9 protein-coding genes and 1 pseudogene are annotated in these 11,952 nt (G+C 70.6%); 6 read left to right on the top strand and 4 right to left on the bottom strand.

Features of this window, described 5'->3' with window-relative positions; genetic code table 11:
* The first annotated feature begins 16 nt into the window (after positions 1-16).
* Both AC5DRG_RS39325 and AC5DRG_RS39320 read left to right on the top strand, forming a co-directional pair.
* The gene (locus tag AC5DRG_RS39325; RefSeq protein ID WP_491804619.1) at positions 17-1,042 is read left to right on the top strand and encodes a carbohydrate ABC transporter permease; all 1,026 of its coding nucleotides are present in this window, start codon (positions 17-19) and stop codon (positions 1,040-1,042) included.
* A gap of 8 nt (positions 1,043-1,050) precedes the next feature.
* Entirely contained in the window at positions 1,051-1,905 is an 855-nt protein-coding gene (locus tag AC5DRG_RS39320; RefSeq protein ID WP_491804618.1) for a carbohydrate ABC transporter permease, read from the top strand.
* 503 nt (positions 1,906-2,408) lie between these two features.
* Here the strand turns inward: AC5DRG_RS39320 and AC5DRG_RS39315 are convergent.
* Positions 2,409-4,391: pseudogene (locus AC5DRG_RS39315) on the bottom strand (heavy metal translocating P-type ATPase); the annotation flags it as partial.
* A gap of 142 nt (positions 4,392-4,533) precedes the next feature.
* On the opposite strand from AC5DRG_RS39315, the gene AC5DRG_RS39310 reads away from it, so the two are divergent.
* Positions 4,534-4,914 (top strand): ArsR/SmtB family transcription factor, encoded by a 381-nt coding sequence (locus AC5DRG_RS39310; protein ID WP_491804617.1) that lies wholly within the window; start codon positions 4,534-4,536, stop codon positions 4,912-4,914.
* A 25-nt stretch (positions 4,915-4,939) separates the two neighbouring features.
* Here the strand turns inward: AC5DRG_RS39310 and AC5DRG_RS39305 are convergent, their stop codons facing one another.
* From AC5DRG_RS39305 to AC5DRG_RS39295, 3 genes are read right to left on the bottom strand one after another with little or no spacing between them, the layout of a single operon-like run.
* Positions 4,940-6,079, bottom strand: coding sequence for an MFS transporter (locus tag AC5DRG_RS39305; RefSeq protein WP_491813273.1), 1,140 nt, complete (start codon positions 6,077-6,079; stop codon positions 4,940-4,942).
* 44 nt (positions 6,080-6,123) lie between these two features.
* Entirely contained in the window at positions 6,124-6,693 is a 570-nt protein-coding gene (locus AC5DRG_RS39300) for a Chromate resistance protein ChrB (RefSeq protein WP_491804616.1), read from the bottom strand.
* 43 nt (positions 6,694-6,736) lie between these two features.
* Positions 6,737-8,545 carry an FAD-binding dehydrogenase gene (locus AC5DRG_RS39295; protein WP_491804615.1) on the bottom strand — a complete coding sequence of 603 codons (1,809 nt, stop codon included), beginning with the start codon at positions 8,543-8,545 and terminating at the stop codon, positions 6,737-6,739.
* A gap of 212 nt (positions 8,546-8,757) precedes the next feature.
* Here AC5DRG_RS39295 and AC5DRG_RS39290 point away from each other — a divergent pair, with 212 nt between their 5' ends.
* The 3 genes from AC5DRG_RS39290 (at position 8,758) to AC5DRG_RS39280 (ending at position 11,835) form a co-directional block, all read left to right on the top strand.
* Entirely contained in the window at positions 8,758-9,960 is a 1,203-nt protein-coding gene (locus AC5DRG_RS39290; RefSeq protein WP_491804614.1) for a PucR family transcriptional regulator, read from the top strand.
* 106 nt (positions 9,961-10,066) lie between these two features.
* Positions 10,067-10,639: an RICIN domain-containing protein gene (locus AC5DRG_RS39285; RefSeq protein ID WP_491804613.1), complete on the top strand. Its 573-nt coding sequence runs from the start codon at positions 10,067-10,069 to the stop codon at positions 10,637-10,639.
* On the top strand, positions 10,627-11,835 hold the full coding sequence (locus AC5DRG_RS39280) for a sialidase family protein (protein ID WP_491804612.1): 1,209 nt from the start codon (positions 10,627-10,629) through the stop codon (positions 11,833-11,835). Before AC5DRG_RS39285 ends, AC5DRG_RS39280 begins: the two co-directional genes overlap by 13 nt.
* Positions 11,836-11,952: the final 117 nt, after the last annotated feature.

Raw genomic sequence — 11,952 nt, 5'->3', positions numbered from 1 at the left:
GGAACAGGACCCATCCGTGACATCCGTAGAACCGGCGCACGCCGCGCCCCACGCCCGGGAGAAAGCCCCACCCGTGACCGCCGCCAAGCCCGCGCGTCCGGTGCGTCCGGCGCGCTCCGTACACCCTGTGCGCCCTGTGCGCAAGAACCGCGACTGGTTGCACGGACTGCTCATGTCCACGCCCGCCGTCGCCGGACTCATCGCCTTCGTCGGCATCCCGTTCGGCTACGCCGTCGTCCTCTCCTTCTACAACGTCCGCCTCGGCTCCCCACTCGCACCGTCCTTCTTCGGCCTGGAGCAGTACCGACGACTGTTCACCGACCCCGACCTGTCCGGCCCCTTCCTGCGGGCCCTGCTCAACAACCTGACCTTCGCCGTGGTCGTCGTACCCGTACAGACGGCCCTGGCGCTCGGGCTTGCGATCCTGCTCAACCGCAAGCTGAAGGCGATCGGTCTGTTCCGGTCCTTCTTCTTCATGCCGGTGGTCTTCCCGATGGCGCTGGTCGCCGTGATCTGGCGGCTCATCCTGGCCCGCAGCGACCAGGGCATGCTCAACTCCGCGCTGCACGCGGTGAGTTTCGGCAGCTGGGGTGCCTTCGACTGGCTCGGCGACTCCGCCACCGCGATGGCCTCGATCATCGTGCTGTCCGTCTGGCAGGGCGTCGGCTTCCAGATGGTCATCCTGCTCGCAGGGCTCCAGCAGATCCCGGGCGAGCTCTACGAAGCCGCCGAACTCGACCGGGCCTCCCGCTGGCAGCAGTTCCGCCATGTCACCCTGCCCGGCATCCGCGGCACGCTCGTCTTCGTCGCCATGCTCACCTCGGTGCTGTCCTTCCGGGTCTTCGACCAGGTCTACGTCCTGATCCGCGGCGGTGGTCTCAACGAGGACGCCACCCGCACCGTGATGTACCAGGCCGTCACCACCGCCTTCGACCAGAACAACGTCGGCCAGGCGTCCGCGATCACCGTCGTCTTCTTCCTGATCGTCGTCGCCCTGACCCTTATCCAGCGCCGCGTCGTCCGGCCCGACAACGAGGACTGAGACTGATCATGAGCACCAACCCGGGCTTCTCCCGCACACCCCTGCGCCGGTTCCTCGACTACGCAGTCCTGTCCGTCCTGGCGTTCATCTTCGTGCTGCCCGTCCTCTATCTGTTGGTCGGCAGCCTCAAGCCGTCGGACGAAGTACTGAACGGCTTGGCCGGCTTCCTGCCCACCCACCTGTCCTTCGACAACTACACGGCCGTCCTCGACAGCCTGAACTCCGACAGCACCGGCTACTTCTGGCGCTTCATGGGCATCTCGGTGCTGCTCGCGTTCGTCGTCGTCACCGGCGGCCTGTTCGTCAATTCGATGGCCGCGTACGGACTTTCACGGCTGAAGTGGCGTGGCCGGAACGCTGTCTTCACCCTCGTCCTGCTGCTGATGTTGGTCCCGTTCGAGTCGGTGGCCGTCCCCCTCTTCTACATGTTCAACGACCAGCGCAACACCCTCTACATCCTGGCGCTCCCGTTCATCGCCAACGCCTTCTCGGTCTACCAGTTCCACACGTTCTTCCGCTCGATCCCGCCGAGCATCGAGGAAGCCGCCCGCATCGACGGCGCGGGCCCCTGGCGCACGTTCTTCGCGATCGTCGTCCCGATGTCGAAGCCGGCCTTCGCCTCCGTGGCGATCCTGACCTTCCTCACCCAGTGGGGCTCACTCCTCTGGCCGGTCCTGATGGTCTCCGACCCGTCGGTACGCCCCCTCCCCCTGGAGATGAGCGTCTTCCAGGCCCAACTGCCCCCGGACTACGGCCAGACGCTCGCCTTCGGCGTCCTGCTCGTCCTGCCCGTGCTGATCGTCTTCGCCTTCTTCCAGCGGTGGTTCGTCCAGGGCGTGGCCAGCTCCGCCGTCAAGGGCTGAGGATCCGTTCCGTTCGAAAGGCCCCGCGTGCCCTGATTTGATCAGTCCTCAACAGCCTTCCGCACCCGCCGCGAAGGCCCGAACTCATACAGGTCCAGGATCTCCGGCGGCGCCGCGACACCCGGTCCCCCGGCACGGACCCAGTCGGCTATGTCGGCCGTCGCGTCCGTGTCGTTGACCAGGCCGAGCCAGACCGGGCGGCCGCCCGCCGCGCGGCCCTCCGACGAAGGCTGTACGACGATGACGTTGGCCTGTTCGCAGGCGTCCAGGCAGTTCACTGCCCGCACTCGGGCCAGCGGCGCCAACTCGTCCTTCAGCGTGGCCAGTTGGGCCGCATGGTCCACACTGGGGATCTTCGGTGTGCCGCAGCAGCAGCCCCGGCAGACGGTGACCGTGCACCGGCTCGCACCCTCCGAAGCAGTCGTCCCAGCGGTCCTACGGGTACGGCGGCTCATCTGTTCCTCTCGGTCGGCACGGCGGCCGTAAGAGTACGACGGCTCGCCCCCCGCCCCCTCGGCCCGCTCCCAGGCGCCCTCGCGCAGTAGCCGCAGGCCGTTGAGGCCGACGAGGACCGTCGAGCCCTCGTGGCCGAGGACGCCGAGGGGCAGGGGCAGGGTGCCCGCCAGGTCCCAGGTGACCAGGGCGGCGATGAACACCCCCGCGAGGACGAGGTTCTGGATCACCAGCTCGCGGGCACTGCGCGACAGGGCGATCACGGCCGGGATCGTGGTGAGGTCGTCGCGGACGATCACCGCGTCGGCGGTTTCCAGCGCGAGGTCGGAACCCGCCCGGCCCATGGCGACACCGGTGTGGGCTGCGGCGAGGGCGGGGGCGTCGTTCACGCCGTCCCCTACCACCATGACCTTGCGGTCCTTCTCCTCCAACTCCCTTACCGCCACCACCTTGTACTGCGGCAACAGGCCCGCCCGCACGTCGTCGATTCCGAGCTCGGCGGCCAAGTGGCGCGCGGCACGCGGGTTGTCGCCGGTCAGCAGGACGGGCGCGGTGCCGGTGAGAGCCGTGAGCGCCGCCACCGTCGCGGCGGCGTCCGGGCGGAGGCGGTCGGCGATGCCGAGTACTCCGGCCGCCACGCCGTCCACCGTGACCAGGACGGCCGTACGACCGCTCTCCTCAAGTCCACTGGCGACGACCGCCGCTTGAGCCGCGCTCGCGCCGGCGGCCCCCTTCAGCAGACGGGCCGGCGTTCCGACCGCCACCACTCGGCCCTCCACGGTGGCCGTCACGCCGACGCCGGGCGTGGAGTCGAAGTCTCCGGACTCCGGCAGCGGCAGGCCTCGCTCGCGGGCCGCGTCCACGATCGCGCGGGCCAGCGGGTGTTCGCTGGGATGCTCGGCGGCCGCGGTGAGGGCGAGCAGTGCACTCGCGTCGAGGCCTGAACCGGCCAGTGGCCGTACATCCGTCACCCGCGGGGTGCCCTCGGTCAGGGTGCCGGTCTTGTCGAGTGCGACCGCGTCGACCTGTCCGAGGCGTTCCATCACCACGGCGGACTTGACCAGCACACCGTGCCGTCCGGCGTTGGCGATCGCGGAGAGCAGGGGCGGCATGGTGGCCAGCACGACGGCGCACGGCGAGGCGACGATCATGAACGTCATGGCGCGCAGCAGCGATCCGGTGAGCGCGGCGCCGAGGGCGAGCGGGACCAGGAAGACGGCGATGGTCGCCGCCACCATGCCCAGCGAGTAACGCTGTTCGACCTTCTCGATGAAGAGCTGGGTCGGCGCCTTGGTCTCGGACGCCTCCTCCACCATGCGTACGATCCGCGCGATCACCGAGTCGGAGGCGTCCCGTTCGACGCGGATCCGTAGCGCGCCGGTGCCGTTGAGGGTTCCGGCGAAGACCTCGTCGCCCAACTCCTTGGCCACGGGGAGGGGTTCACCGGTGATCGTCGCCTGGTCCACCTCGCTGGCCCCGTCCAGCACCCGCCCGTCGGCACCGACGCGTTCGCCCGGCCGTACGAGGATGATGTCGCCGATCTTCAACTCCTCGACGGCGACGGTCTGTTCGGCGCCTTCCCCCGTGAGCCGGGTCGCCGTCGCGGGGGCCAGGTCCAGCAACCCGCGTACCGAGTCGGCGGTGCGGGCGGTGGCCAGGGCCTCCAGCGCGCCGGACGTGGCGAAGATGACGACGAGCAGCGCACCGTCCATGACCTGGCCGATCGCGGCGGCGCCGAGAGCGGCGACGATCATCAGCAGGTCGACGTCGAGCGACCTCTCCTTCAGCGCCTTGAGGCCTTCCCAGCCCGGTTCCCAGCCGCCGGTCGCGTACGAGAGCGCGTACAGCGGGCCCCACGCCCACGCCGGGGCGCCGGCCAGTTGCAGCGGCAGCGCCAGCAGGAAGAAGGCGGTGGCCGCGGTGGCCCAGCGGGCCTCGGGCAGTGCGAGGACGCGAGTGCGGCGGCGTAGGCCGTCCCGTGGCCGCGCGGGCGCGGTCCGGTCGGGCAGGGGCGGGGCGAGGGTGCTGGTCATCAGGGGTCCTTCACGCGAAACGCGAGCACGAGGAGGCCGGGGGCAGAGGCGGGTGGGGCTCCCGGGGCCTGCGCCTCACCATACAGGAACACATGAAGACCCATTCATGTCACTCATGTCATGGTGTCCGTAGGATGAGCACATGGGCCACGGACCTGACGCCAAGACGACCGCCACCGCACGTGAGCGGCTCGAAGCCGTGGGCGCCGCCGATGTCGCCGCCACGCTCCAGGCCCTCGCCACCCCCTCGCGACTGCGGATCCTGGCCCGCCTCCAGGAGGGCCCGTGCGCGGCGACCGAACTCGCCGACGCCGTCGGCATGGAACAGTCCGCCTGCTCCCACCAACTGCGCCTGCTGCGCAACCTCGGCCTGGTCACGGGTGAGCGCCGCGGACGATCGGTGATCTACGCGCTCTACGACAACCACGTGGCCGAACTCCTGGACCAGGCCCTCTTCCACGTGGAGCACCTGCGGTTGGGGCTGCGGGACGCGCCCGTCGAGGCCGTTCAAGCGACGGTCTGACGCCGCCCGTCACCCACCCCCAGTCTCAGACAGCCGCCCTACGGCGACGCACCGTGAGCGCCAGCAGCGGCCCGGCCGCGATCAGCGCGGCGAGCACGCCGTACCCGTAAGTAAGCGTGGCCACGGTGGCGACACCCGCGACCAGCAACGGGCCGCCCGCGTCGCCGAGTTCGCGGCCGAGTTCGGCGCTGCCCATGGTCTGGCCGAGGCGTTCGGCGGGGGTCGCGGCGGCGAGGGAGGCGAAGCCCAGCGGGGTGATCAGGCCGGTGCCGGCGCCGATCAGGGCCGCGGCCGCCAGGACGCCGGCCAGGCCCGGCAGCATCGCGCACGCCAGGCCCGCCGCCGTGGTCAGCAGGCCCGCGGTCATGCCGCCGCGCGCGGTGAGGCGCCCCTCGTCCAGGGCCCGGCCCGCCTTCGGCTGGACGATCGCGGCGCAGGCGGCCAGCACCGACACCGCGGCGCCGGTCGCGACCGTGCCCAGGCCCGCCGCCGCGCCGGAGACCGGCAGGAAGCCGACGCCCACCGACAGGGCGGCGGTCGCGGCGGCCAGTGTCGCGGTCGGAGTGAGGAAGGCCGGGTCGGCGAGCCGTCGGGCCAGGTCCACGACCGTCTGGCGTTGCTTCGGCAGGGGCGGTACGCGCGGTACGGCGAGCGCCGCCCAGCCGGCGACCAGCGCGCCAAGCACCGCCAGTACGACGAAGAGCAGCCGCAGGCCGCCGGCCCACACCAGGACGCCGCCGAGCAGCGGGCCGAGGGTGTAGCCGATGGACTTCCAGAAGCCGTAACTGCCGTACGCCCGCCCGTGTTTGGCGGCCGGGTTCAGCCGGGCGACGAGCGCGGACGCGGACGGCGAGAACGCGGAGGCCGCGGCGCCCTGACCGAGCCGGGCCGCCCACAGCCAGCCGGAGCTGTCCGCGGCGACGTACGCGGCGGAGGCGAGGGCGAAGGCGACGAGCCCGCCCAGCAGCACCGGCTTGGCGCCGATCCGGTCGGCCAGGGTCCCGAACAACGGCTTGAGCAACACCTCGGCGCCGTCGTAGAGGGCGAGTAGCCCGCCCAGGACGAGGAGTGAGGTCACGGCGCCTTCGGAGTGGCCGCCGAGGTTCGCGGCGATGCCGTGCGCGCCGAAGGCGGTGGTGAAGCCAGCCGCGTACAACGGCCACATCCTGGCCCGACCTGGCGATGCCTCCATCGTCCCCGTCGCCTCCGTCATGACTCCGCCCCGGGCATCTGGTGCAGGGCCGCGAACACCCGTTCCGCGTAGTCCTCGCACGCCGCCACGCACTGCTTGAGCCGCTCGCCGGCCTCGGCCGCCTCCGGGGCGCCGAACACGTCCCGGGCGGTCAGATCCCGGTGCCAGCGGCGCAGCCGCTCCAGGCTCTGCTCCTCTTCCTCCAGCTCGGCCAGGGTGAACTTGGCGATCCGGATCTCCTTGGCGAGTTCCTCCTCGAACTTGCCGCAGTCGGCGAGGAATTCGGTCCAGTCCGCGGTTCGCGCGGCCGTGAACATGGCCCGCAGCCGTGCCGCGTCCTGCGGCCCGCGTCCGGTCGCCGCCAGCGAGACGGCCTCACCGCCGGCCCGCTCGGTCAGCTCCAGCGCCCGCCCGATCCCGCCGGCGAAGACCGGCACGTCCGGCACCGCCCAGACGCCCTGCCCGAGCGAGAGCGCACCGATCTTCCGCAGCTCCCGCCAGACGGCGACCCGGTGCCGGGACGGTTCGGCCGCGATCTTGACGAGGAGTACGAGCCAGCGCACATCGGCGCCTGGATGTTCGGTCACATGAGAGAATGTAGCACTTGTTACATTCCCTCATCCGTACTCCTCAGCTCGCCGTAGCCGCGGCCGCCGCCTGGCCCGCCTTGCGGCCCGAGAACAGGCAGCCGCCGAGGAAGGTGCCCTCCAGGGAGCGGTAGCCGTGGACTCCGCCGCCGCCGAAGCCCGAGACCTCACCGGCCGCGTACAGGCCCGGAATGGGGGTTCCGGTCGCGTCCAGGACGCGGCCGGAGAGGTCGGTCTGAAGGCCGCCGAGGGTCTTGCGGGTGAGGACGTTGAGGCGTACGGCGATCAGTGGTCCGGCGGAGGAGTCCAGGATCTTGTGCATCGAGGCCGTACGGCTGAGGGTGTCGCCGGGGTAGGCGAGCGCGTTGCGGATGCCCATGACCTGGACGTCCTTGGTGTACCCATTGTCGGTCTCCCGGTCCCGGGCCTCGATCTGCCGCTGGAGGGCGGCCAGTTCGATGAGGTTGTCCCCGGTCAGCTCGTTCATGCCGGCGACGAGTTCGGACAGGGTCGTCGCGACGACGAAGTCCTCACCGTTGTTCTTGAACTTCTCGATCGGCTCGGGCGTCTGCCAGATGCGGGAGAGCAGCTGCCAGATGTTCTTGTTGGTGAGGTCGGGGTTCTGCTCCGAACCCGAGAGCGCGAACTCCTTGGCGATGATCTTCTGCGTGGTGACGAACCAGGAGTAGTCGTAGCCGGATTCGGTGATCGTCTTGAGGGTGTGCAGGGTGTCGTAGCCAGGAATGTCAGGGGTGTTGAACCGCTTGCCGGTGGCGTCGAACCACATCGACGAGGGGCCGGGGAGAATCCGGATGCCGTGGTTCGGCCAGATCGGGTCGTAGTTGCGCAGGCCCTCGGTGTAGTGCCACATGCGGTCGGGGTTCACGATCCGGCCGCCCGCCTGCTCCGTGATCCCCAGCATGCGGCCGTCGACGTGCGCCGGTACGCCCGTGACCATGAACTTGGGCGGAGTGCCCATCCGGGCGGGCCAGTTCTGCCGTACGAGATCGTGGTTGGCGCCGATACCGCCCGAAGTGACGATGACGACGGGGGCCTTGAGCTCGAAGTCCCCGACGACCGTGCGGGAGCTGGGCTTGCCGCGGGCGGCGTCGCTCGGCTCCAGGATCGCGCCGCGTACGCCGGTGACGGCGCCGTTGGTGGTGACGAGCCCGTCGACGCGGTGCCGGAACTTGAACGTCACGTTCCCCGCCGCGACCGCGGCCCGCACCTTCTTCTCGAACGGCTCGACCACGGCCGGGCCGGTCCCCCAGGTGACGTGGAAGCGGGGCACCGAGTTGCCGTGTCCGTCGGCGAGAGAGCCGCCGCGCTCGGCCCAGCCGACGATCGGGAACCACTGCACGCCCAGGCCGGAGAGCCACGACCGCTTCTCGCCGGCGGCGAAGTCCACATACGCCTCGGCCCACTTGTACGCCCAGTAGTCCTGGCCGAGCGGGTCGGTGATGCCGCGGTCGAAGCCTGCGGTGCCCTGCCAGTCCTGCCAGGCCAGTTCGTGGGTGTCCTTGATGCCCATCAGCCGCTGTTCGTCGGAGTCGACGAAGAACAGCCCGCCGAAGGACCAGAACGCCTGACCGCCCAGACCGCTCTCCGGTTCCTGGTCGAGCAGCAGCACCTTCCGTCCGGCGGCGGCGAGTTCGGCGGTCGCGACCAGTCCCGCCAGCCCACCGCCGACGACGATCGTGTCGGCGTCCGCGCTCGCGGAGGCGGCCGCGAAGGCGGGTGCCGTCTGCGCGAGCGTGGCGGCGGCGAGGACACCTCCCGCGACGGTGAGGGCGCCGCGGCGGCTGATCCCGGGCGGGGTCGCCGAGTTCACCGTGTTCTCGATGTGCTCCATGGACTGCCTTCCGTACGACGTGCGGCGGGTGCGGGAGGTCGGGAGGGTATTGCTGGGACGCCTGTGTTGTTACCGTCGGTAGCCCAGAGGGAATCAGGTCGTCGAGGGAGTGCGGTAGTAGCCGGTCGTCAACGTGGTCGTCTCCTCGTTGTGGCCCGGCGACAGCGCCGGGCCACAACGCCGGGCGGGCGGACACGGACGAGGGAGGCACCATGACGGTCACTCAGGAGCGGGAGCCGGTCACCGGGATCCTGCGGGCCCTGGCCGTCGACACCGACGTATGCCGCGAACTCGTCCGCGCGGCCCGCACCCACTCCCCCGAGGTGGCCCGGCTCACCGAGTCGGAGACCAGCTCGCACGCCACCGCCATGATCCGCGCGGCCGGCGCGTGGTTCCTCACCTTCGACCCCGTCGAGGAACAGGACTTCTCCGCCGCGCTGTTGCTGGGCGCAGACCGGGCCGCCCAGGGCGTCCCGATGACCGGCGTCCTCCGGGGTGTCCAGGCCGGGGTGACCCGCGCGGTGGAGATCACCGTCGACCGCTGCCGCTCGGCCGGGGTGCCGGACGGCACGCTGCTCAGCCTGGTCCTGCGGCTGAAGGAGTACGGCGACGCGGTCGAGCGGCAGGTGATCAACGGGTATCGCGCGGCGGAGCGGGAGGCACCCCGGGAGACCGGCGAGCTGCGCACCCGACTGCTGCGCCGGCTGCTCCTCGACGGAGTCACCCCGCCCGCCGCGGAGTTGGCGCGGGCGGGCATCCACCTGGCCGCCTCCGCACGCCAGCGCGTCCTCGTCGCCGAGACGGCGGCAAAGGCGGGGGTGGGGGCGGTGAATTCGGATACGGATACGGTCGGCGCCCGCCTCCTCGTGGACCAACTCGGCGCACTCCGCGGGGTCTTCGGACTCCTCGACGGAAGACTGGCGGGCCTGTCCCCCCGTACGCCCGCCCGTGCGGAGGTCGGTGACACCGCACTGGTGGTGGTCTCCCCGCCGACCGGCCTCGACGACCTGCGTCCGGTGTACCAACTCTGCGTCCGCGCCCTGGACTTGGGCCGCCGCCAGGGCCGCACCGGCCTGTACGACCTCACCGACTTCGCCGCCGAGATCGCCCTGTCGGACCAGCCGCTCCTGGGCGCGTACCTGAGCGACAGGCTTCTCGGCGCCCTTGACCCGGCGGACGCCTTCCACCGCCAACTGGCCCTGACCGCACTGACGTTCCTCGACCACGGGCGTCGCCTGGACCAGACGGCGGCGACCCTGTTCACCCACCCCAACACCGTCCGCTACCGGCTCGGCCGCCTCCAGCAGATCACCGGCGAGTCACTGACCGAACCCCCGGTCGACAGCCGCCCGGCACCACTCGTCGGCACAGTGCACTGGTGGTGGGCGCTGACCACGTGGCTGCGGCCGGAGTAGACGCAGCGCCAACTCATCTGTGGACCCAGTGGTAACGACTGCCCCAGGACTGGACACGCATGCTGATGAAGCACGCTTTCAGGGAGTGCACAGGAATGGATGTTTCATGACCAAACATGACAGAGAGCCGAGAAGCTTCAGGGTGCACTGGCAGGCCGTCGCGCTGGCCGCTGTGGCCCTGGCGGGCGCGCCCGTGCTCACGGGTTCCTCACTGAGCGGCGCGGCGGCGGCCGCGGAGACCACCACCGTGACCGCCGCGGCCGCCGGGGACCCCGTCTACGCCCGGCTCTACAACCAGAGCACCGGCAAGTGCCTGGCCGTGGGTGGCGGTGCCGCCTCCGAAAAGGGCGACAACCCGATCGAGTGGAATTGCACCACCAGCGAGAGCCAGTACTGGGCGCTTGAACCGGTGACAGGCGGCTATCAGGTGAGGAACCTCGCGAGCGGCATGTGCCTCGCCATGGCGAACAGCACCAAGGTGCACGGCGCCAACCCCATCCAGTGGCCGTGCGACGGTGGCGACGGCGGTGAGCAGGCCTGGGCGCAGGACGCCAACGAGCGGCTGAAAAACGTCAACAGCGGGTTCTGCCTCGCCTTCCTCGACGGCGAAACCGCCAACTACACCAAGGCCGCTCAGTGGACCTGCGGTGACAGCAAGGATCAGCAATGGCTCTGGTAACGGAACAGCACTCCTCGCGCCGGCCCCGGGTGGCCTTCCTGGCAGGGCTCCTCGGTCTCGTCGCCGCGCTGGTCGTGGGCCTGCTCATCGCGCCCGAGCGCGCGTCCGCCGCGAGCATCTCCGCCCCGGCGGTCGCCTACCAGAACACGGCGACCGAGGGCGACGGGCCCCGCACCCCTGACATCATCAGCACCAGCGCGAACGACGCCGTCGTGGTGTGGCGGGAGGGCACCACCGCCACGGTGATCACCGACACCTCGGGACCGGTCGTCGACCACGGGTACATCCGGTACTCGTACACCACCGACGGCGGCGTGACCTGGAGCCGCCCGCAGACGCTGGCGCAGGAGACCAACGAGTACTCCTGGCACTACGTCGAGCTCTACAAGACGGGCAACCGCATCATCGCGTACCTGGGCCGTACCTCCCCCGAGTACCGCCGAGGCCTGCCGATCACCGCCATCGTCGCCAAGGAGAGCACCGACGGGGGGCACACCTGGCACGACTTCACCGTCGACCTGCCGCTCGCCGACCATGGGAACCTCGCCCTCGCCGGACGCCCGGTCCAGATGGCCAACGGACTGTACTTCATGCCGTACTGGGCGACGGGTCGCGAGAACGGGGTTCTGTACTCCAAGGATCTCGCGACATGGACGGCCGGCGGTGACCCCGTGTCCAACCCGACCGACCACCTGGCCGGCGAACCGCAGCTCGTCGTCTCGCAGGACGACCCGACCAAGCTGCTCCTGGTCGCCCGCAGCACTCCTCCCGTGAAGGGGGCGGCGTCGTTCGCGCTGTCCGCCACCGCCACCGTCGCCGTCACCGAGACCGACGCCGGCACCGACGTCGACGTGTCGTGGACCCCTTTCGCCCTGAACACCAACGTGCCCAACAACGACTCCAAGGGCTACTTCACCAAGGACAGCGCCGGCCGGTACCTGACCATCTACAACACCAACACGGACCCGATCCGGCAGGCCATGAACTACCGGACCAAGAACCCCGGCGCGGCCTGGTCGAGCAGCAAGCTGTTCGCCGACCCCAGCGGCCCCACCGACCCGACACCGGCCGGCGACGGCGCGGGTTGGGACACGTACCCGATGGGCGACGAGTACGCGCCCGGCAAGTACTTCATCGTCTGGGAGCACGACACCTCGGCCATCCTGGTGAGCAAGCTCGACATCTCCGACCTGTAAGCCACCTTCCCCCCAAGACGCGGGCCGGCGCACCTGATCACAGGCGCGCCGGCCCGTACGTCTGAGGGATGAGACGCGCATGGCACCGGGGTACCGGCCCGCACGGCCGTATTCACC

This window comes from Streptomyces sp. JLBG701, assembly GCF_058544905.1.
This window is presented reverse-complemented; position numbering and strand designations above follow the sequence as displayed.